This window comes from Colwellia sp. SU-HH01217 (assembly GCF_057543495.1).
The window spans coordinates 63,354-86,838 of the sequence record NZ_BAAJLX010000015.1 but is presented as its reverse complement, the minus strand read 5'-3'; the positions used below and the strand labels follow the sequence as shown (position 1 = coordinate 86,838).

At 38.3% G+C, this 23,485-nt stretch carries 16 protein-coding genes; 8 read left to right on the top strand and 8 right to left on the bottom strand.

Annotation, left to right across the window (positions count from 1 at the left end):
- Nucleotides 1–108: 108 nt before the first annotated feature.
- The 3 genes from AC27G3_RS15780 to AC27G3_RS15770 form a co-directional block, all read right to left on the bottom strand.
- Nucleotides 109–2,112 (bottom strand): DmsC/YnfH family molybdoenzyme membrane anchor subunit, encoded by a 2,004-nt coding sequence (locus AC27G3_RS15780; RefSeq protein WP_487123187.1) that lies wholly within the window; start codon nt 2,110–2,112, stop codon nt 109–111.
- A gap of 72 nt (nt 2,113–2,184) precedes the next feature.
- Nucleotides 2,185–4,386: a molybdopterin oxidoreductase family protein gene (locus AC27G3_RS15775; protein ID WP_487123186.1), complete on the bottom strand. Its 2,202-nt coding sequence runs from the start codon at nt 4,384–4,386 to the stop codon at nt 2,185–2,187.
- Between the two features lie 221 nt (nt 4,387–4,607).
- On the bottom strand, nt 4,608–5,396 hold the full coding sequence (locus tag AC27G3_RS15770) for a substrate-binding periplasmic protein (protein ID WP_487123185.1): 789 nt from the start codon (nt 5,394–5,396) through the stop codon (nt 4,608–4,610).
- 100 nt (nt 5,397–5,496) lie between these two features.
- On the opposite strand from AC27G3_RS15770, the gene AC27G3_RS15765 reads away from it, so the two are divergent.
- Nucleotides 5,497–5,967 carry a GNAT family N-acetyltransferase gene (locus AC27G3_RS15765; RefSeq protein WP_487123183.1) on the top strand — a complete coding sequence of 157 codons (471 nt, stop codon included), beginning with the start codon at nt 5,497–5,499 and terminating at the stop codon, nt 5,965–5,967.
- Here AC27G3_RS15765 and AC27G3_RS15760 read toward each other — a convergent pair.
- On the bottom strand, nt 5,964–7,820 hold the full coding sequence (locus AC27G3_RS15760; RefSeq protein WP_487123182.1) for a bifunctional protein-serine/threonine kinase/phosphatase: 1,857 nt from the start codon (nt 7,818–7,820) through the stop codon (nt 5,964–5,966). The genes AC27G3_RS15765 and AC27G3_RS15760 overlap by 4 nt on opposite strands.
- 32 nt (nt 7,821–7,852) lie before the next feature.
- The gene (locus tag AC27G3_RS15755; protein ID WP_487123180.1) at nt 7,853–9,334 is read right to left on the bottom strand and encodes a NarK family nitrate/nitrite MFS transporter; all 1,482 of its coding nucleotides are present in this window, start codon (nt 9,332–9,334) and stop codon (nt 7,853–7,855) included.
- A gap of 408 nt (nt 9,335–9,742) precedes the next feature.
- On the opposite strand from AC27G3_RS15755, the gene AC27G3_RS15750 reads away from it, so the two are divergent.
- Both AC27G3_RS15750 and AC27G3_RS15745 read left to right on the top strand, forming a co-directional pair.
- Nucleotides 9,743–10,867: a DUF481 domain-containing protein gene (locus AC27G3_RS15750; RefSeq protein WP_487123178.1), complete on the top strand. Its 1,125-nt coding sequence runs from the start codon at nt 9,743–9,745 to the stop codon at nt 10,865–10,867.
- A gap of 45 nt (nt 10,868–10,912) precedes the next feature.
- Complete coding sequence (locus AC27G3_RS15745; protein ID WP_487123176.1) at nt 10,913–12,016, top strand: DUF481 domain-containing protein; 1,104 nt, start codon at nt 10,913–10,915, stop codon at nt 12,014–12,016.
- Between the two features lie 21 nt (nt 12,017–12,037).
- Here AC27G3_RS15745 and AC27G3_RS15740 read toward each other — a convergent pair whose 3' ends face one another.
- Both AC27G3_RS15740 and AC27G3_RS15735 read right to left on the bottom strand, forming a co-directional pair.
- Nucleotides 12,038–13,231, bottom strand: a complete 1,194-nt coding sequence (locus AC27G3_RS15740; RefSeq protein ID WP_487123174.1) for a BamA/TamA family outer membrane protein — start codon at nt 13,229–13,231, stop codon at nt 12,038–12,040.
- Nucleotides 13,232–13,273: 42 nt separating this feature from the next.
- Entirely contained in the window at nt 13,274–14,437 is a 1,164-nt protein-coding gene (locus AC27G3_RS15735; RefSeq protein WP_487123172.1) for a YcbX family protein, read from the bottom strand.
- Between the two features lie 110 nt (nt 14,438–14,547).
- Here AC27G3_RS15735 and mpl point away from each other — a divergent pair, with 110 nt between their 5' ends.
- The 5 genes from mpl to rluF all read left to right on the top strand — a co-directional run bounded on the left by mpl (nt 14,548) and on the right by rluF (nt 21,821).
- Nucleotides 14,548–15,948 carry a UDP-N-acetylmuramate:L-alanyl-gamma-D-glutamyl-meso-diaminopimelate ligase gene (gene mpl, locus AC27G3_RS15730; RefSeq protein ID WP_487123170.1) on the top strand — a complete coding sequence of 467 codons (1,401 nt, stop codon included), beginning with the start codon at nt 14,548–14,550 and terminating at the stop codon, nt 15,946–15,948.
- 24 nt (nt 15,949–15,972) lie between these two features.
- Nucleotides 15,973–16,620, top strand: coding sequence for a flavin prenyltransferase UbiX (locus AC27G3_RS15725; RefSeq protein ID WP_487123168.1), 648 nt, complete (start codon nt 15,973–15,975; stop codon nt 16,618–16,620).
- Between the two features lie 145 nt (nt 16,621–16,765).
- Nucleotides 16,766–20,026, top strand: a complete 3,261-nt coding sequence (locus AC27G3_RS15720) for an amidohydrolase family protein (protein WP_487123166.1) — start codon at nt 16,766–16,768, stop codon at nt 20,024–20,026.
- Between the two features lie 65 nt (nt 20,027–20,091).
- The gene (locus AC27G3_RS15715; protein ID WP_487123164.1) at nt 20,092–20,814 is read left to right on the top strand and encodes an alpha/beta fold hydrolase; all 723 of its coding nucleotides are present in this window, start codon (nt 20,092–20,094) and stop codon (nt 20,812–20,814) included.
- A gap of 149 nt (nt 20,815–20,963) precedes the next feature.
- A complete protein-coding gene (gene rluF, locus AC27G3_RS15710; protein WP_487123162.1) occupies nt 20,964–21,821 on the top strand; it encodes a 23S rRNA pseudouridine(2604) synthase RluF in 858 nt (285 codons plus the stop codon).
- Nucleotides 21,822–21,838: 17 nt separating this feature from the next.
- Here the strand turns inward: rluF and AC27G3_RS15705 are convergent, their stop codons facing one another.
- Nucleotides 21,839–23,428, bottom strand: coding sequence for an MFS transporter (locus AC27G3_RS15705; RefSeq protein WP_487123160.1), 1,590 nt, complete (start codon nt 23,426–23,428; stop codon nt 21,839–21,841).
- Nucleotides 23,429–23,485: the final 57 nt, after the last annotated feature.

The window sequence follows — 23,485 nt, the reverse complement described above, 5'->3', positions numbered from 1 at the left end:
AAGTCAACTAAATGAAAAAGAGTGAATAAATGAAAAACTAAGTAAAGTTAATATCAGCCATTGGACATTCTTAATTACCAATGGCTGAATAAAACTAGAGTGTGATGTTTAGTGAAGTGCTGCAACACCAGTTGCAGGGTTATCGGCTAAACCAATATCACGAGCGTGTTGTTCAAAGCCTTTATTTTTCCAGAAAAATGCACCAGGCATGGTGGTTGGAATAACAAGAATATAAAATAACGCTCTGCCTATTGTTGCAGTAAAGCAGTTAATTAAAGCTAGTGCTAACCAAACTAATAATAAACTACTTTCAATAATACCTTGTTGTTGTAAAACACAAAGGATTAACGAAACAAGGACATTGGCGGCTAATAAATAATTTCTTAGGGTATAGGTTTTACCAAAAGTTGTGCATTGTACATAATGCGCCGCTCCGCCTTCATTCTCATTACGATTAAGTTGGTAGTTATGTATCATCAACCCAATGCCTTCAATGATCATGCCGACAATAAATACACCGGTGAATAAGGTTAATACTTGGGTAATATCTTTTTGCTGTACAAGTAGTGTTGTTAATACAATTACGCTACTGACTAACGCACCTAAAGATAGGGTGTTTCCTAAAAAAGAGGTTGCTGTTTGTAAATGATTCCAAAAAGGGCGGGCTTTTATTTGGTAACATTTATTCATGTAAAACAAACCAGTAAAACCCGCAATCAAAGTAAAAATACCGGTAGCTTTAATAAATGTCGTTAATGGTAGCCCTTGAGTTAACGATACTAAGTCTAAAGATAAAAGTTGTTGTGTTTGTGCTGTAACCCAAGAATTTAAAGGAAGAGCACAAAGTGCGGTAAGTCCACAACCTGCTGAAAACATTGCTAAACCAAAACCTTCTCGTGCCATAGGTGAATGACGTAAGTTATTAAATCCTCGATAAAAACGATGAGGTTTTCCTAAATGACTGACACTCATTAATAATGCAAAAGTTGTCATAACTAATGCAATAATCACTAGAGGTAAAAACATGGCCGACTCGGTAAAAGCAGTTAACGAGGCTTGCCCTAATAAAAGGCCGAGCATTGGAATTGTAAATAAACCAATCGCCGCTTGAGCGAATAAAGTAAAAATAACTAACGGGTTTTCACGGCTGTTCAGCTTAGAAAAATTCCAATGTTTGGCTTTTCCTGCTTTTTGATCAATAACAGGTTTGTAGCTGCCTTTTTCGTTTCTATGATACTTGACTGGCATCGAATCTGGACGAGTCATTTCAATAGGCATAGATTTCGTTTGTTGAAAGCGAATATTAGGTTGGGTGATACTTGGGTCTGGAAAGCCCGGAATGCTCGTTTTACATTGTTCTCGGTTTTCTGGTGTGTTTTCGATAACGCCAAAGTCTAATGCATTACCTACACAGGCTGACACACAGGCTGGTTTTAATCCCACTTCTAGGCGATCGACACACATATTACATTTTGATACTTGCCCTTTTACTGGATCTAGCTGTGGTGCATTGTATGGACAAACCCAAGTACAATAGCCGCAACCAAAACACGTTTCTGGGTCTTGTAACACCGCACCATACTCAGCATGCTTAGTATAAGCACGTGTTGGACAGCCTTTTAAACACACTGGGTCATCACAATGATTACACGCCATTGAAATGTTCATTCGTTTGTAGTCAGGATAAGAGCCGCCTTCAACATAGCCAACTGATCTGAAGGCTAAATGCGCAGGTGTTTCATTTTTTTCCGCACACGCAGACTCACAGGCATGACAACCAATACAGTTATCGGCAGTAAAGAAGAAACCGTGTTGCTTATTACGGTTAGGATTACTACCTACCTCAGGGTTTTCATTAATAAACATTGAACGGTTTTCTTTGGGTTGTTCAATCGAAATATCTGTGATGTCGAGTAAATCAATACGTTTACCGTAACGATTTTTTTCTTGAATCGGTTGATCGGGCAAATAGGCATACTTTTGCTCTTGGGTACGTACTTCCCAATGATTTGAACGGCCTGCTTGCTCAGGAGAGTTCATCATCGTTTTAGGGTCAAAGCTTTGCACCTCTGCACCCGTCTCTGTTTCGGTTTTACTTGCTACTTCTGTCATAATTTTTACTCAATTCAATACTATTTTTAAAGCCATGATGATGGTTAACGCGATACTCATTTTTATTATTTGTTAAAAGTTTCGACGTTCAACATTAAGGCGGCCTGCTTCTGCTTGATCAACAGGTTGAATTTTTACCGAACATTGTTTAAATGCTGGCTGGCGAGAATAGGGATCAAGTAACCCTAAAGTTAATCGATTAACACAATCGTGAAAATGAAAAGGAATAAACACCATATTCGGCGCAACGCGTTGTGTTAATTGCACCATCACAACAGCATCACCGCGTCGGCTGGTTAAGCGCACATAGCTCATGTGTTCAATGCCTGATGCAAGTGCTGCATCGGGATTCATTTCCATATAAGGTGTCGGACTAAATTTATTACAGTTACCAATTTTTCCTGTTCGAGTACGGGTATGAAAATGTTCAACTACCCGACCACTGTTTAGCCAAAACGGATATTCTTTACAAGGCTGTTCGTTGTTGTTAAAAAATTTCACAGGAATTAAATTGGCTTTACCACTTGGTGTTGGAAAAATACCGTCGCTGTATAATCTAGGTGTGCCTTTTAGCCCTTCGTCAGTGTCTCGATAGGGCCATTGAATACCTCTGGCTTTTTCTATTTTCTGGTAACTCATTCCAGAAATATCTAAATTACGATCGCGACCATAAGTTTTTCCTTTTGATAAAAACTTCATTTCATTAAAAACATCTTCTGCTTTATCAGGAAACTTAATTATACGGCCGTGGGTAAAGCGTTTCGCCATTTGATTGAAAATCCATAAATCTGGCTTTGAGTTAGCATACGGAGGAACGACATTGTTGATTAAATTTACTCGTCGTTCAGTATTAGTATGACAGCCTTCTTTTTCAGACCAAACAGAGCCGGGGAAGTACACATGTGAATACTGGTTCGTTTCAACGTCACTGTACACATCTTGTACCACTAAAAAGTCTAAGCTCTCTAGCATTTTTCGTATGCGAGAAGTATTTGGCATTGATGTCATAGGATTTGTCGCTACTAACCACATGCCTTTTATTTGACCTGTTTCAATGGCAGGGAAAATATCAGTTTGTGACATACCGCGTTTTTTAGGGAAAAATTCTGGGTCTATGCCCCAGTAGTCAGCAATTTCTTGTCGATCGTCGGCATTTTCTAAATAACGGTAACCAGGTAAGCCCGAACAAGATGACCATTCTCGAGTACCCATTGCATTACATTGCCCAGTAATTGACAGACTCGTTCCACCTGGTTTACCAATATTACCTGTAATTAAGTTAAGGTTATTGATATTAGCAACACCATCGCTACCATGAGTTGATTGGTTAATCCCCATTGTCCAAATGCTCATGGCGGCTGGCGCATTAGCGTAAATTCGAGCGACGTTTCGAATAGTGTCTTCATCAATGCCACACTCATGCTGAGCAACTTTAGGATCGTAGTCTTGGACAAGTGTTTTAATCTCATCAAATCCTTGAGTGTGCGCATCGATATAGGCTTGATCTTGCAAACCTTCATTAATGATTACATGCATCATAGAGTTAATTAAGACACAATCGGTCCCTGGCGTTATCGGCAGATGAATATCTGCAAATTGCGCAAGCATTGTCACTCGTGGGTCAACGACAATTAAAGGAAATTTTCGTTTCTCTAATGCTTCTTTTAAACGCCAATAAATAATGGGATGTTGTTCAGGTAAATTAGAACCAAATGCCATAAAACAATGGGTATGTTCAAAGTCATCATAACAGCCCGGAGGACCATCAGAACCGAACGAACGTTTATATCCACTAACTGCTGAAGCCATACATAAAGTTGTATTACCGTCGTAATTATTGGTACCAATACAGCCTCGAGTTAGCTTACCTAAGGTATAAAATTCTTCTGTTAACAGTTGACCCGAAGAGACAACGGCAAAAGAATCACGACCATATTTTTCTTGAATCTCTTTGATTTTTTCTGCGGTAACATCTAAAGCATTATCCCAAGAAGTTTCTTTAAATGGTTCAAAATGTTTATCACGAATTAGTGGTGTAGTACCACGACCTGGGCTATTGAATAACTCGTGCTCTAGGATACCTTTTATACACAGTTTTCCGCGATTAACGTCTGCACCAGCATGGCCACGAGAGGTGACTATTTTCTTATCTTTATTTAGGCCAATCTCGATCGAGCAACCTGTTGAACAATAGTTACAGGTGGTGTATTTCCACTCATTTACTTTTTTTTCTGGGATGGTAATGGGTTTTCTGTTTTTACGGCCAAACAACATGGACGAATCTCAACTTATCTAACTAGCAATAACCTTTTCGTGCAGGATCTATACCTAAAAAAATAATCAATAAAATCAAAGGTTTTGTATTTATTGCTGTGTTTGTTATGTTTAATTTAAGTGCTGATGCGCTATTTTGGTGCGAAGGTTATTGTTTATAAAAAGGTGAGTGCAGAGAAGATTGACTCTTTACCGATAAAGCGCTTTCCCAAGGAAGTGAGTTATTGAGAATGTTCCATTCCATATTTGGCTAAAATTTTGTGATATTTATCACCTGACTTTAAGTTGATTAAGCAGTTATCGAAATCATCTAAAAACTGTTGTTTATTGTTAATATTTTTTGATGCCTTTGAAATAGTTAAAAAGTAGGGTTTACGCTGTATTGGGTAATCAAGCATTTTTACTTGTGTGGTGAGCCCCAGTTCTTTTGCACGCCAATAAAAAGTTTCTTTAGAGTTGATCATCAAATCGAATCGAGGAGTATGGGCTAGTAGTTGATCGAACATAGCATCGATATTGTAGCCATCAATTACTTGATTATTTTGTCTTTTGTTTTTAAGGATAGCCAGTATTTCAGGGGTATGAGATAAACCAGCTAAGTTACCTATGATGTAAGGTGATAAATCACTTAATTGCTTAATTTTAATGTCACTATCTGCTCTAACAACAAAGCCATATCCACTGGTAAACATAGGCTCTTTACTATAAACAACAAAAGACTCACGTTCTTTTTTATAAGAGTAGATACTGATATCCAATACACCTTGGTGCATATAAATATGTGTGCGTTTTATCGGTAAAACAGTGAAATTTTTTTGATATTCTTCTGGATTAATACAGTGTGCTAGTAATTCTTTTGCAATGCCTTTTAGGGGAGAGGAAGGTTGATTAATATAATAAGGAGGCCAATCAATATCATTTAATTCTAATTTTACTTTTTCGGCGGCATTTGCTGAAAAGCAAATGCAAAGACATACAAAAAGATATTGAGAAATAGTTTTTAAATGCATTCATACAACTAAAAAGAGAACTTATAGTTTTAATATAATAGAGATATTGTAATCTCTCAATCTAGTTGTGATAAATTTTTAATAGTGGAAGGTGAAGGCGATGAAGTTACACGATTTTCATGAAAAATACCTTCATGAATTAATGTCATGGTTTAACAGCGAAACACAGCTAAAGCAGTGGTCGGGACCACAATTTGAATACCCTTATACAGAGCAATCTTTTATAAGAGATCTCAATAGGCAAGCGCTACCTTCTTTTGTATTATTGAGTGATACCAATGAATTTATCGCCTTCGGCCAATTTTATTTGCGATTAAATCGTTGTCATTTGGGTCGGCTAGTGGTTAAACCTTCTTGGCGCGGTAAAGGAGTTATTAATCAGTTAATAGTAGCTTTGATCAGTAAAGGTCAATGCTCGCTAGGCGTTAATACATGTTCACTTTTCGTTTTAGCTCAAAATAAAGCGGCGATAAGTGCTTATCAAAAAGCAGGTTTTGTAAGGGCGAATTACCCCGAAAAACTCTCACTACAGAACTGCTTATATATGATAAAAGATAGCGAGCAATCTTAATTTTGGCTAATTAACGATGTTATTAACGCAATCGCCAGTAAAAAAGAGACGCCTTGCCAAAACAGGATAGGATTTCGTTGGAGTATCGGTTGTGTTTTATATTCTTCAACGGCTGTTATATTAGGCTTATCTATGTCTCGATTAAATTCAGAAAAAGCACGATAACGATCTTTAGGATCCGCTTGTGTCGCTTGCTGTAAACTCAAATCTAACCAAATAGGTAAGTCAGGGCGAAACTGTTTAATGCTGCGATAACGCCATTGTGTATAACTTTTAAAAGTAACTTCAGCGCGTTTCATCGGTTTAAAAGGCAATTCGCCAGACAATAATTGATAGGCAATAACCCCTAAGGAAAATAAATCACTTTTATGGGTTGCTTCCAAATGTAGTAAAGTCTCGGGCGCAATATAATTTAATGAACCCTGCGGTACCGTCTCTTCTATAGCGTCTTGATTTTCGCTTAATGAGGCGACCAAAACGGTGCCATAATCTATTAGTTTTATTTGTCCAAAGGCGTCAATCATAATGTTATCGGGTTTTAAATCTCGATGAACCAACTCAAGACGTTGAAACGCACGCAACGCACTGATCACCTGTTTAAGTATATCTCTTACTTGTGCAATGCTTGGTTTGGGGTTGTCGTGCATCCAATCACTGAGTGTCTGGCCTTCAACATATTCACACAAATGGTATAAAAACTTACTGTCATCTTGTGCGCTATTTACTTTCATTACATTGGCATGATTAATTCGCTCGCCTACCCATGCTTCTCGCATAAAGCCTTGTAAATATATACTGTCATCAACAAAGTTTTCTGAAGGGGTTTTTAATACAAAAATATTAGCGTTATCGCTGGTTAAAGGAGTCGATTGATTTTTTTGTAAACTCTTTTTATCTTTGAGTTTCTCGACAAGATATAGGTGCGATCTAATGCTGGCGTGAATCACTTTTTTTACGCTGTAACCATCAATGGTGTCTCCTGCTTTTAAGGCGGGAGGAATTGCCCTGGCTAATAAATCGCGTTCAATTTCTTCAAGCTTACGATTCGGTACTTTATTAACTTTGACCAAAAGACAGCTAACATTATCATCACTGCCTTTTTCGATGGCATGATCAATAATCACTTGACTTGCCTTTTCTAGCTCACTTTCATTGGCAGAAGTTGAAATACGATTGAGATGGCTTTGAAGCTCTTTTTTAGATAGAAAATCGTGAACGCCATCACAAGTGAGTATAAATAAATCGCCGGCTTGTAAATCAACTTTATGAACATCTACTTTTAGCCGAGTATCAGCACCCATTGCTCGGGTGAGTATGACATGCTGATTACCCTGTTTTCTATTATGATCTCGCGTAATTGCTTCTAATTGCTGTTGCCGTAATTTACTGATCCTAGAATCTCCCACATGGAAAACATATCCTGTGGTTGATTTTAAAATGAGTGCAGAGAAGGTGGTTAGCCAATGGCTGCCATAACACTCATTGGCTTGATAGCTTGACGATGGTTCTTGTTGATCATTAACTTGCGAGTACAGCCATTGGTTTAAGCTGTTAAGTACTTTACTCGCCGACTTTTGTGTCGACCAAGTTTCGGGAGTCGCGTAATACTCGTTAATAAATTGTGTTACGGCTAGTTGTGAAGCTTCTGCTGCTTTGTTGGCACTAGAAACGCCATCGGCTATTGCCGCTATTGCTCCTTTGGCAATGAGTTCATTACCTTTAGGGATCAAAGCGGCAAAAGCATCTTGGTTCACCGCTTTTTTACCTGCACATGAAACACCACCGAAGCACAATTGTAAATGAGCTGAGCTTTGCTCTTGTAAGTGCTTGCTTGGCGGTGGGTTTCTACTCATAACGATACGTACTCATAATGATACTGACTTTATTAACCGACGCTAATTAGTTCAACACTACCGTCTTCACGTACCTCAGCAATTGAACCTTTAGGCTCTTCCATTAGTAACAAGGTAATGAAACCGAGTAATGACGTACCAGCAATAACTAAAAAGAATGTTTGATAATCTACCATCGACAAAACGGTAAGGTAAACTACTGCTCCAACGTTTCCGTAAGCGCCTGTCATTCCCGCAATTTGTCCTGTTAAACGACGTTTAATTAACGGAACTGCTGCAAAAACAGCACCTTCGCCTGCTTGCACAAAAAAAGAACAACACATTACGGCTAATACTGCGAGTACCAATGGCCAGTTACTATTGATAGTAGACATAGTAAAGTAACCAATAGCAAGTCCAGCTGTAAGTATAAGCAAAGTTTTCTTACGACCAAATTTATCGCTTAACCAACCACCACCTGGACGAGACATTAAGTTCATAAATGCATATAGCGAGGCAAGCAAACCTGCATAAACCATATCTAAAGCAAACACTTCAGAGAAAAATAATGGCAACATTGAAATAACCGCTAATTCAGAGCCAAATGTGGCAAAGTACAATACATTTAATACCGCGACTTGCTTAAATTTATATTGATGAATTTCAGGAACTTCTTGTTTGAACAGATGACCATTTATTTTATAAGTTTGTTTTACTTCATAAGCAAATAATACCGCTAAAATAATGTAAGCATATATCGCTACTTGCTCTGAAAATAAACTGACACCGCTTGGTGAAAGTTTCCATGCAAGAAAGGCGAGTACCGCGTACATAGGTAATTTCATCATCAATAATAAAAAGAAATCACCGACACTGGTTACTTCCATCGCACCGGTTTTCTTTGGTTTGAAATAGGTTGATCCTGCTGGCGTGTCGGTAACGTTGAAATACCAAATAAAACTAAAGGCTAAACTCATTAAACCGGTTAAAGCTATTGCATACCTCCAACCTTCTTCAATGCCAAAAGTGTCGGTAACAAATAAAGCAATAACGGGTAGCGACATCGCCGATGCGGCAGAGCCAAAGTTACCCCAACCGCCATAAATACCTTCTGCTGTACCTAACTCATTTGCAGGAAACCATTCACTGACCATGCGAATACCAATAACAAAACCAGCACCAATAAAACCGAGTAAAAATCTCGCTAAAGCCGCTTGTTCAAAACTGTCTGCTAATGCAAACATAAAGCAAGGTATGCTACATACCGCGAGTAAAATTGAAAAAGTAAGCTTTGGTCCATACTTGTCGGTAACCATGCCGATAATAACCCGAGCAGGAATGGTTAAAGCAACGTTAAGTATCAGTAAGGTTTTAATTTCACTTGATGACAAACCTAAACTATCAGCGATAACGCTAAGTAAAGGGGCATGGTTAAACCACACCATAAAAGTGATAAAAAAGGCCATCCAGCTAAGATGTAATGCTTTCATCTTACCCGTAAACGATAATAATTTTATGCCTGGTTGATCGGTCATAAAAACTCCCTCAAAAATTTAAAAACTAATTAATAGTTCTTGAGCAAAGCCAATGCCACAATATTAACTACTTTAATTTGTAATATATTCAATAGGTTAGATTGTTTGGTGGTTGTTATGCTAATTAATATTGCACTGAGATAGCTGTTTCGCACTTTTAATGTGCAGCCTTGTTCTAATACAGATAGCAAATAGTCTTTTAAAAAAGTCATCAAGGTGAAGTGTGAGAAAAGGTCATCGTTTAAGTTTATTTAGCTTGCCAAAATGATAGGCTAGCTATGACAGTAAATATAAGGTTTTTCGATGGAAAACATCAATAATTTTTAAAGCCCCTCTTAATTTTGAAGAATCAATACTGTTATAATCTGGTAGATAAAATAAACACGTTACTTACAAGGAAGCATTCCATTGCATATTTTATTTAAAACTATTTGTTGGTTAATCATTTTCTTGTCTTTTACTCTCTATGCTGAAACAAGCCCTAAACCTGCAGAAGATTGGAAGAGTCCTAATCCTATTTTCAAGCAAAAATTCGATTGGTTACGCTTAACGTCTGGTGAATGGCTTAAAGGTGATATTGTTTCCATGTATGATGATTCACTTGAGTTTGACAGTGATAAATTAGATACCCAAACGATCGATTGGGACGATGTATCTGAATTGAGAAGTAAAGATTGGCTAAGTATTCGTTTAACTAATAACGTTATTGCCGATGGCTATTTAGTTATTAAAGAAGGGCGGTTAACCCTTGAAAATAATGGTGTTTCTACTAATTATCATTTGTCTGAGTTGATCTCTATAGCTTCTTCTGGCGTAAATGAATGGGATTTATGGGACGGTTACGCCAATGTAGGGGTTAATATTCAAGGTGGTAACACCGAACAGCTTGATTATACAGTCACCGCAGGTATTCAACGAAGAAGTTCTACAAGTCGTTTAAAAGTGGATTACACCGCTAATTATAGTAAAAGTGAAGTTGATGATGACCAAGGAGTCAGCACAGATGTTACTACAGCTGATAGTACGCGACTAACAGGTACTTACGATTGGTTCTTTAGCCAAAAAATATTCTTCCGAGTGCTTGATACTGAATATTACAGTGATAGATTCTTAAACATTGATTCTCGATTAACTTATGGTGTCGGTTTAGGTTATCAACTTATTGATACCAAAAGAACAACATTAGAATTTACCTTAGGTCCTAGTCATCAGTCTACTACTTTTGCCACGGTTGCTGCGGGTGAAGATGAAACAGAAAAGTCAGCGGTTGTCTCATTGGGCAGTGCATTTACTTATGAAGTTACTAGCGATATTGACTATGATGCTAGTTATCAGGTTCAATTTGTTAGTGAAGACTCGGGTGATAAAATCCACCACTTCCAAACGGGCGTAGAAGTCGATTTAGCAGGGGATTTTGATTTAGATTTGACCTTCTACCTTGATCGTACTGAAAACCCTAAAGCAGATAGTAATAACATTGTTCCCGATAAAAATGATTATCGCTTTGTTGTTAGTTTAGGTTACGATTTTTAAATAGACCAATTGTAATTATACGTTGATAAAGGAGAGATAGGTTTCATGAAGTATGGTTTAGTGATAATTTTTTCTGCCTTATTAATAGGAATGAATAGTGAAGTTATTGCCACTGAACCTGTTGAAAAATGGACAAAACCTACACCTGTTTTTGATCAAAAATATGATTGGTTGCGATTAACGTCTGACGAATGGTTAAAGGGCGACATCATTTCAATGTACGATGATGAACTTGAATTTGACAGTGATGAATTTAACTTTATAAGTTTTGACTGGGATGATGTTGCTGAGCTTCGTAGTCGATTTGATCAGAGTATTCGTTTAACGAATGGTCAAATTATGGAAGGTTTTTTAATTGTTAAAGATAGCAAGGTCACTATTTTAAGTGATGGTAAAGCTCATGAATTTCCTTTATCTGAGCTATTAACAATTACGTCATCATCGGAAAATAGACGTGACTTGTGGGCGGGTGAAATTAAGCTCGGCGCTAACTTTTTAAGAGGAAATACAGGCCAAACAGATTACACAGTATCATCTGTTATTCAACGCAGAACACCACAATCACGCTTTAGAAGCGACTTAGTTTATAATTATTCAAAAGTGATAAATCAAGAAGAAGGCAGTGATAAGGTCAATGCGAATAGCTTGCGTATCACCAGTTACTTTGATTGGTTTTATACCGCTGAAGTATTCTTTCGTTTACTTGATGGTGAACACTTTAGTGATGAACTACAAAACATTCAATCGCGTAATACCTTGGGCTTCGCTATTGGTTATCACTTAATTGATAATAAAAAAATCGAGTGGGATGTTACGCTGGGTCCAAGTTATCAAGAAACTATTTTTCTCGAAACTGCGATGGACGATCATGAACAAAGTGGCGTTGTTTCATTTAATACGCTATTAGAGTATGAAATATCGACTAAAATCGACTTTATTGTCGATTACCAAATGCAGTTTGTTAGTCAAGCGTCAGGCAAGCGTTTACATAACTTAAAGACAGGTTTTGACTTTGATTTAGATAATGATATTGATATTGATATTACTTTTTATGTTGATCGAATAGCCAACCCAATTCCAACTGAATCTGCAGGCACGCCAGAAAAAAATGATTACCGCTTAGTTTTTAGTATCGGTTATTCGTTTTAAAACGCGTTATCTTTGAATCAATTACCAAGCAGAGCCTGCTTGAATATAAAAAACATTTTCTTCAGGACCTTTAGCGATATCTATTCCCATGTTAAAGCCGTATCTGCGCGCGATTAAATACCTAAAGCCAAGGCCTTTACTAATTCTACTTTCGCTATCTAGCAATGTCGAAAATTCATTACTTGCTTTGGCCGCACCAGCAAAGGCATTAACTTTCCAGCGAAAGTTAATTTCATAGGTAACTTCTAATTCCGTAACACCTACCGCGTTACCTAAATAACGTCCAGAAGGTACGCCTCTCATTGAGATTGACGGGGTGGCGTAAGGGGGAAGGAAACTATCTGTATTCGCATAGTCCACTTCAGCTCTTACGGCAGCGAACCACTTCTTGGCGACTTTAAAGTAGTTCAGACCGCTAAATTCAGTAAGCTGATAATTGGTATCTGAGCCTATTGCATCGTCAAACCACAAATGACTCAGTTGGTATTCAAAACCTTCTTTAGGGGAAAATACATTGTCTCTGGAATCGTACTCTAAGGTAAAACCTACTCCTGATGTTGTAATTTTTTGAGTTAATAAATCAGTTAATGATGCTTGCCAAGGCTTTGGAATATTATCGATTAAATCACCTAAATTAGAAGGCGCTATGTCAGCATTGATATAGCGCTGTGTTGGCCCTAAATAGAAGTTACTATCAAATAATTTGAATTTTAACGTTTGAATAACCACGGTGGCTTTAGTATTCAATTCCACTGGCTTATTCAGAGTAACATCCCCAAAACCGTAAAAGTCTAAATTTAGATTGCCATAGCCAGCGCCGCCTAAATAACGAATCTTTCCTTGATTAAAAAAGCCCATATGACCACCACCCGCAAAATATGAATTATTGCCCGTATATGCACCAATGGCAGCTGAAACACTTGGCGGTAAGAGAGAGCTAGCTGCGTTGTCACTTTTTTGCATTGCTGCTAATCGTGCTTCTTTTTCTTTGTCAGACTCATGAAAGAATAATCCCATTAAACCTAAACCTCCCTCCACAGCAGGATCGGTAATAATGATAGGAACAGGCAAAAAACCATAAGCGTTTTCAGATAAGTACTGCGAGGCATCAAATTGCCCGTCAAACACATCGATAAATTGACTAGCGTTTACCACTGGATGCATGGACAACAACAAAAAGCTGAATGATATCGCTAATTTTTTAAATACTTTCATTAATTAATCCTTAATGTGTGGATGAAAAGTGATGCTGTTTATTTATCGACTAACTGTTACATCGGATTGAGGGATACAACTACAGCTTAAAATATACCCTTGTGCAATTTCTTCAACGGTTAAGCCATCAGTTGCGTTTTGTATAACGTCACCTGCAACTAGCTTAACTTTGCATCGTCCGCACATGCCAGCACGACACGAATAAGGTAAAATTAAACCTGCTTCTTCGCCTTGTTCTAATATAGTGGTTTGAGTATCACCTTTATATTCTTTGTGCCAAGACTCGAAGTTTATCTTAATTTTTTTCGTTATATTTTGTACAGGATTTTCATCTGGAATTTTAGTTATTTTTTTAGCTGGTAACACGAAAGTAGGAGCTGGCTGAGTGTTTAAAACCGTTACTTTATCATTTAAGGTAATTTGTCCTTGATTAAGCGGTACAAGGTTTTGTCCGAATAAAATTTCACCCGCTAAATCGCCAGTTGCTGCTTGTCGATAGTTTTTCAATGTAGTGATTGGTTCTTGTTGTGAATTTTTTTGTGCTGTTAAAGGATCTACGGTGGTTAATATACACCGAGAGCAAGGTTTTTTTAGCTCAAACTCCACTTCACCAATTCGAATATGCGACCAGGTATCTTCAGCAAACGCTTCGCAATTTTCAACCACAATGTTAGGCCTAAATTGTTGCATTGAAATGTCATCTGAACAGCGTTGATTTAAATCATTTAAAGAAGCTTGAGAAATTAATAGTAACGGGTAGCCATCGGCAAAAGCGAGCTGGTTAGTTCGGCTGCTGGTGTTAGGTACTTTACGCTGCGACTGTTCACCAAAGTAGAGTAGTTGGCAAGGCTGATTTAAATATCGACTGAACCATTGATGATGCTCTTGATGCGCCTTTTGGGCATTGATTAAATCACCCCACACAGCAATGTCTTGATAATTATTACTAAGTTGAGAGTAGTTAATAACCAATTTGGGCATGTCGGGCGCTGTCAGAATTAATCCTGTTGCGGTTATATTAGCTTGTACTAAGCAGAGTTTAGGCTCAGTGCGAGCTGTCATGAAATGTCCATTTTGATCTGCCAATACCAAACGACGATCAAAACTGAGCCCTAACTTATCGACCCAACTATTTGATAATTGAATACCACGAGTAGACTTTATTGGGTACACACTGATTTGAGATAATTGTATGTTTAATGACATTTTTATTCGCTATTGATCGTGAATTGACAATTATTTTAACTGATAGCGTGATATTAATCAGGTATATTATCACTAGAAATTTATGAATTTATCAAGACAGACATTAACGTATGAAGCATATTCACATATTAGGCATTTGTGGCACATTTATGGGGGGCATAGCAGCTATTGCTAAGCAATTAGGTTATCGAGTCTCAGGATGTGATGCGAATGTTTATCCGCCAATGAGTACTCAACTTGAACAACTTGGTATTGAATTAATGCAAGGTTACCATGTGGAACATTTACAAGATGAACCCGATGTGGTGATTGTTGGGAATGCCATGTCACGTGGAAACGTGATGGTTGAACATATTTTGGACCGAAATATTGCCTACACTTCAGGTCCTCAATGGTTACTCGATAATATTTTAAAAGATCGTTGGGTTGTTGCTGTATCAGGAACACATGGTAAAACCACCACAAGCTCGATGATTACTTGGATATTAGAATATGCCGGCATGAACCCTGGATATTTAATTGGCGGCGTGCCACAAAATTTTGACCGTTCAGCAAGATTAGGCGAGTCGCCATTTTTTGTGATAGAAGCGGATGAATACGACACCGCTTTTTTTGATAAGCGTTCCAAATTTGTTCATTATCGCCCCCGCACCTTGGTAATTAACAACATGGAATTTGACCATGGCGACATTTTTGACGACATAACGGACATACAACGTCAATTTCATCACCTTATTCGCATGGTGCCAAGAAATGGCTTAATTTTATCACCTAAAAATGAAACCGCCTTAACTGAAACATTAGCGTTAGGCTGTTGGACACCTACAGAATTTAATGATGTGATAAGTGATGAAAACCACCCAGTAAAACCCTCGGTTATTGGTTGGCAAGCGAAAAAGCTAGTCGATGATGGTAGTGCTTTTATCGTTAGTTTTAAAGGGGTAGAACAAGGAACATTGCACTGGGATTTAATTGGCGACTTTAATATAGACAACGCCATAATGGCAATTGCAGCAGCTCGCCATGCAGGCGTTACCACACAAGTAGCCATTGAAGCGTTAAGCCAGTTTGTTAATACGAAAAGACGATTAGAGCTGCGCGGGACAATTAATAACATTCGCGTATTTGATGACTTTGCTCACCATCCTACAGCTATTGAGAAAACGCTAACAGGTGTTAGGGCTAATGTCGGTGAACAACGAGTTATTGCCGTATTAGAGCCAAGATCGAACACCATGAAGTCAGGCATTCATAAAGATACTTTACCGGCATCACTTACTCAAGCAGATCAGGTTTTTGTTTATCAAGGTGAAGACGTGAAATGGTCGGTTTCACAGCTAATCGACGATTGCTCTGCACCTTGTGTTGTTGAACTTGATATTGACGACTTGGTTGCTAAAATTACTGATTACAGTCAATCTGGCGATACTATCGTCGTAATGAGTAATGGTGGTTTTGGTAATATTCATCAAAAATTACTCGATGCTTTATCCACTAAATTTAGCGTCTAAGCTAATGATTAAAGAGAAACTATTTTGACTAACCCTTTAAAAAGTACATCAGAAAATACTACTTTTAGCAAAAAAATTACTGTGGCGATAACCGGCGCTTCTGGTTCTGCTTACGCTTTACGCTTACTTGAATGCTTGGTAGCAGCGAATTTTCAAATTTATGTTTTATGCTCAAGTGCTGCTCGTGTGGTGTTTGATACGGAAGTTGATTTTAAATTACCTTCGTCTCCAGATGCCGCTAGCCAAGTCTTAACGGAAAAACTACAAGCTAAAACCGGACAAATCACCGTATTTGGTAAAGAACAGTGGTTTTCACCTGTTGCGTCAGGATCTGCAGCCCCTAAACAAATGATTGTTTGTCCATGCTCAACAGGTACATTAGCAGCGATTGCACATGGCATGAGTGATAACTTAATTGAACGGGCAGCAGATGTTGTGCTTAAAGAACGAGGGCAGCTTATTTTAGTGCCGCGTGAAACGCCATTTTCAACCCTACATTTGCAAAATATGCTGTCGTTGTCTCAGCAAGGCGCGGTTATTATGCCAGCTGCTCCAGGTTTCTATCATAAACCGACATCGATTAATGACTTAATCGATTTTATGGTGGGACGTATGCTGGACCATCTTGGTGTAGAGCAAAGTATTATGCCGCGTTGGGGATATCAAATTTAAGCGCGATTTGTCGTAATTATACCGCCAGTTGACGTTTTGCACTTAACCTCTTAGTAACACTATGTTTAAGTAGCTGTTAATAGGCTTTTAAATAGCTAGCGTAAAAAACGCTCGCATTTATCTTACTTAATAAGAGGTTCCATTCATGTCTTTTACGTTATTTCAATCCAGTATTAGGGGGTTAACCCTAACGCTATTGTCTATCGCAGCTTTTAGCAGTGCAGCTAAAGAGAGCGAGAAATGGTCGGTAAACAACCCTCCTGGTACATTTAAATCGGTTAATATTGATGTTAACCAAGGGACTTGGATGAACCTTGATTTAAGTCCTGATGGCAAAACCATTGTTTTTGATTTATTGGGTGATATTTACACTTTGCCTGTTAAAGGAGGCAAGGCAACACCGTTAATGACCGATATCGCATGGCAAATGCAACCTCGATTTAGCCCAGACGGTAAACATATCGCCTTTACTTCTGATGAAGACGGTGGTGACAATTTATGGATAATGAACCTTGATGGCAGTAATGCCAAAGCGGTAAGTTCAGAGTCTTTTCGTTTATTAAACAGCCCTGCGTGGTCACCCGACGGTAACTATTTAGTGGGTCGTAAGCATTATACGAAAACACGCTCACTAGGTGCGGGAGAGGTTTGGCTTTACCATAAAACGGGTGGTGAAGGTGTTATGTTAACCAAACGCCCAAACGAGCAAAAAGATTTAGGCGAACCCGCTTTCTCGCCAGATGGTAAATATGTTTATTTTTCACAAGATGCCACGCCTGGTAAAACTTTTCATTACTCTAAAGATTCTATAAAAGGTATTTATAAAATTAAACGCCTTGAATTAGCGACAGGTGAAATAGAAGTGATTATTTCTGGTACAGGTGGCGCTATTCGTCCAACACCTTCGCCAGATGGTAAATACCTAGCTTTCATTCGACGTAATGATTTTCAGTCTAATTTATATCTATATAATTTAGCTAGTGGTGAAAAAACCAAAATCTACGAAAATTTAGATCGAGATATGCAAGAAACTTGGGCAATTCATGGTGTGTATCCAACCATGGCTTGGACACCTAAAAGCGACGGTTTAATTTTTTGGGCTGATGGCAAAATTAAGCAGCTAACCTTATCGAAAAACTTAGCAAACAACCCAGTTAAAAATATTGAATTTGAAGTAAAAACCACTAAAAAAATTCAACCCTCATTACGTTTCCAACAAAACCTTGCCCAAGCTAATTTTGATGTGAAAATGTTGCGTGATGTTGAAATATCACCTTCTGGAGATAAAGTTGTTTTTGAAGCGATGGGGCATATTTACACGCGCACTATTTCAAAGGGGAAAGTGACCGGAAAAGCGAAACGTTTAACAAAGCAAAAAACGCATTTCGAATACAATCCAAGCTTTTCTCGTGACGGCAAAAAAGTCATTTATGTGACCTGGCATGATCAGCAACTTGGTCAAGTTAAAGTTGTTTCGGCTCGAGGTGGTAAAGGTAAGTCGTTATTAAAAGAGAAAGGAAAATATGTTGAGCCTACTTTTTCTCCCGATGGTAAAACAGTCGTTTATCGTAAAATATCTGGTGGCTATATTACCGATCCTAAGTGGGGTTTAAATAGCGGCGTCTATGCTGTTTCTTCAAAAGGAAGTTCAAGGGGAACGCAGCCTATATTGATTACTGAAGACGGCGCTCGAGCGCACTTTGGATCGAGTAATCAACATATTTACCTTATGCGTCGAGGTGAAATGCCATATTTAGCACGCATCGACTTAAATGGTAAAAATGAACAGTCTTTATATCAAGGTAAATATGCTACGGAATATCAAGTATCTCCTAATGGCCAATACTTAGCGTTTGCCGAAGGTTTTAAGGTGTTTGTAACGCCTATGGTTGAACGAGGTCAAATAATTGATATTGGTCCTAAAGCAAAAAATTTCCCAGTTAAACAGTTATCGATTCGTGCAGGCGAAAGCATTAATTGGAATGGTCAGTCTAATACACTGTATTGGAGTTTAGGTCCGGACCTTTATCAAGCTAACACAGCTAAACTTTTTGATATTATTCAAGACGAGAAATCGTCAGAATTAACAGAAAATAAAACGAATTTAGTGTCAAAATCTAGTGTATTGAAAACCTATTTAGGGTTTAAACAAGCCACAGATATACCTTCGGGCACAATCGCTTTTGTTGGCGGTAAAGTGTTAACGATGGAAGGCGATAAAATTATCGACAATGGCGTTGTGGTCGTGAAAGGCAACATTATTGAAGCTGTAGGTACTCGCGCCGAAGTAAACATTCCAAGCGATGCAAAAATTATTGATATTAAAGGGCAAAGCATCATGCCTGGTTTAGTTGATGCCCATGCACATGGTCCACAAGGTACTAATGAAATAATTCCACAGCAGAACTGGAAAAACTATGCAGGATTAGCGTTAGGTGTTACCAGTATTCATGATCCTTCTAATGATACCTCAACATTTTTTGATGCCAGTGAAATGCAACAGTCAGGCGCCATTGTTGCCGCTAGACTCTTTTCTACAGGTACAATTTTGTATGGAGCGAGTAGTCCAAACTATACGTCACGTGTTGATAATTTAGACGATGCTAAATTTCATATTGAACGCTTACAAAAGGCAGGCGCTTTTAGTGTTAAAAGTTATAACCAACCGCGAAGAGACCAACGCCAGCAGCTTGTTCAAGCCGCGAGAGAGCTGGAAATGATGGTTGTGCCAGAAGGTGGTTCATTATTGCAGCATAACTTAACCATGTTAGTGGATGGTCATACAACCTTAGAACACTCTATTTCAACGGCAAAAATCTATGATGATATTAAACAATTATGGTCGAAATCGAGTATGGGCTATACACCCACATTAGTCGTTTCCTATGGCGGTATTTCGGGAGAAAACTACTGGTACGACACAACAGATGTTTGGGCACATCCAAGGCTAAGTAAATATGTGCCTAGCGATTTTTTAACGGCGCGCTCAATGAGAAGACCGAAAGCGCCAGAGCATCATTACAATCATGTTAACGTGGCAACCGTGGCTAAGCAACTTCAAGACTTAGGTGTTAAGGTGAATGCAGGGGGACACGGTCAACGTGAAGGTTTAGCAATGCATTGGGAAATGTGGATGATGGCTCAAGGTGGTATGTCAGCAATGGAAGCGTTACGCACAGCAACTATTGCTCCAGCGAAAACGTTAGGCTTAGACAGCCAATTAGGTTCATTAAAAGTAGGAAAACTTGCTGATATCATTGTGATTAATGGTGATGTTAGCCAAGATATCCGTGTGTCAGATAAAGTGACTTATACCATGATCAATGGTCGTTTATATAATGCAGAAACCATGAATGAAATTGGTAATTATGACAACAAACGTCAACCATTTTATTTTGAAGACTAGCGGTTAAGCTAAGTTGCGTTTAAAGTTTAAACGCAACTGGCAATTACTGATTGAAGCAAGTCATTATGGCAGAACCTCTATACTTTCTTCCCGGTACTATGTGTGATTCACGTTTGTGGTCGCCGTTATGGGCAGAACTTAATGTACTTCAAGTTAAATTGAGTGTGGATTATGACTTTATCCACCTCACTATTCCTGTTGAAAACACTATTGACGAAATTGTTGAAACGTTAGCAAAACAATTACCGAACGAAAAAATCAATTTATTAGGATTTTCTCAAGGAGGCTACCTTGCTAGCGCATTTGCTTGTCGTTTTCCTGAGCGTATGAAAAGATTGATCAACTTATCAAATGCTCCACAGCAACTACCTTATGAAGAAATTGCGACTCGAAGTAAAATTATTCGATGGGTTGAGACTCATGGCTATAGTGGCATAACGTTAGCTAGGACCCGCACTTTTTTACATGCTAACCAACAAACGAATACCGATATTACCGATTGTATCAAGCAAATGGACCATGATTTTGGCGCTAATGTTTTGTTACAGCAACTTAAATCGACCACCGTTAGACAAGATTTACTTGTGGCATTAACTTCACTTACATGCCCAATGCTTTTTTGTTATGGCGACAGCGATTTATTAGTTGATGGAAAGTTTTTTGCACCTTTGTTAACGACCAATACAAATATCAGGGTTGAAGTGTTTAACAATTGTGGTCATATGCTACCGCTAGAATCCCCTCTGTTGCTAGCTAAAGCGATAATTCGATTTCTTCAAACGAGTTAATTTTTTCATTAAATTATTCTGATATTTTGTTTGGTGATTTTTTTATTATTATTTTAATGACTTTAAGTGACGTAATTAATAAAAAGGTTTGTTCCCTTAGACGATACAGTCGATAATAAGGTGAGTTTTTAAATTAAGGGTGAAAAAGCGTGAGTAGTGAAGGCAAACGATTAAATAAATTTATCAGCGAATCTGGTTTTTGTTCCCGTCGTGGTGCAGATAAATTGATTGAAGAAAATCGCGTCACTATCAATGGCAAGCACCCAGAGCTAGGCACTAAAGTTCAGACAACTGATATCGTGTGCGTAGACGGTAAGGTGATTTCAGCAAGTCCAGAAAATAAACAGGACCGTGTTTACATCGCCTATAACAAACCTATTGGCATTACTTGTACAACAGAGTCGCATGTTCGGGGTAACATTATTGACGCTATTAATCATTCTGAACGAATTTTTCCTATTGGTCGATTAGATAAACCATCAGAAGGTTTAATTTTTTTAACGAGTGACGGTGATATTGTTAATAAAATTTTGCGAGCTGAAAATGCGCACGATAAAGAATATTTAGTGACTGTTGATAAACCAATAAGCGAACGCTTTATTGAGCGCATGTCACGTGGTGTGCCGATTTTAGGTACAATTACCAAACCTTGTATTGTTAAAGTAAAAAGCAAATTTGTTTTTACTATAATTCTTACCCAAGGGCTGAATCGTCAAATTCGCCGTATGTGTGAATACCTTGGTTATGAAGTTACAAAATTAAAACGCTCAAGAATTATGAGTGTTGAATTAGGCCGTTTAAAGCCAGGTGAATGGCGCGATCTGAGCCAAGCAGAAATGACTGAAATTAATCAAGCCGTTAAATACTCCAATAAAACAGCTCAAAAAGGCGATCAAGCAAACTCTTGTGAAGATCAATCGAGCCAAACTAAAACAAAAAGCAGCACCAAAAAAGTACCTCGTAATAAAAAGTTCACTTATGCAGATTTAATGAAAAAAGACACTTAATTAGGTATTGTTTTTAACTATGAGCGGCTAAGCAAATCGCCATGAATATCCTCTAAGCGACGACCTCTTGTGTCAATGCCTTTTCTTATCAAGACAAAAACACAGAGGGCTAAAGGCACCATAATAATAAAAGCAGAAATAGCTATTTGTTCAAAGAAACCAGCGACTCCGAGTAGTGCACCAATAATTCCCCCAAACTTAGAACTTGCAGCAATAAGCCCCACCCCAGTACCGCGATGTTGAACAGGATAAATTTCGGCTGCGTACGGAATAAGCATCGCAATAACGCCACTGCTACTAATTAACAAAAGCACGGTAGACAGGACTATCATTGTGCTATTTAAATAACCAAGCGAGTCGCAAAATACAAATAAACTCAGGCTTACTACAGTTAATGCTACAAATAGTGCTAGAGTTTTTATGCTGCTCCAGTGATGGTAAAGCCAAATTACTGTGACAATGCCTGGTAAAGCAAACAAACCTGATTGTGCTAATAAACTGTTTGTTGTATTTGCACTCATACCCATTTCACGAAGGTTAGTAGGTAACCATAACAGAAAGCCAAAATTAACGACTCCCCAAGCTGTTCCTGAGCCAATAAGCGCTAGAGTGATCATCGCGTAAGGTTTGCGAAAAATATCAGAAAAGTAACTATTATCGTCGTTAGTATTATTAATCTGTGCTGTGGGTAATGGTGGATCAAGTTCGCCATTGTATTTTTTCAATACGGCTTTGGCCTGATTGATTAACCCCGCGTTGGCTAAAAATCGAGGAGACTCTGGGATATATTTATTTAAAAAAATCACTAACAAGCCAGTGGGTAAACCTAATAACCATAACGAACGCCAACTGAATAAGGGTTCAAGTATAGTTGCCGCCCCTGAAGCGACTAAATAACCGGCTGAAGTGCCAATACCACCTAAGGCAACAAGCAACCAACCACGATGGTGTGAAGGTATCATTTCAGCCATTAAGGTAAACGTGATGGGTAATAATCCACCAGCAGATAACCCCATTAAGAAGCACATGATCAAGTTCCATTGAAAGCTAGGCATAGCACCACAAATAGCAGTACCAATAAACATTAATGCGGATAATAAAATGCTAGCGCGTCGCCCTAATAAATCTGCCATTCGCCCCCATAAAATAGAGCCTAATGCAGTACCTGTTAAGGCGATTAAGGCAAGAGAGCCTGCTGTTTCACTACTAATGTTGTACTCTTGGGTCATGCCGGGCATGACAAAGCCTAATGTGGCAGGTTTCATCACATCAACAACGACAGCAATTAATAATGCGATCACTAATTTGATGTGTTCTTTGTTTAACGGACTATTATCGGTAACATGAAACTGTATTGGCTGCGTGTCATTATTAATGCGCATTGTCGCTAAGCGAGGCATTAATCCATAACATGAAAATGCTAAGCCAATGGGAATAAGCGCCATGCCAATTAACATGGTGTTATCCATTGGCATACCAGCCATGTGATAATTCATATGGCTGGCGTGGATAAACATGGGAATGTGAGACAGCACACCTAAGGTAATTAACAAACAGCCAAACCAAAATGCGATAGGGTGATGAAATAAATATTCTTTAGTGCTCACAGTGTTTGCCTTAAGGATCAAAAAACAATAATTAAAATGACAGAGGATTTAACCGTA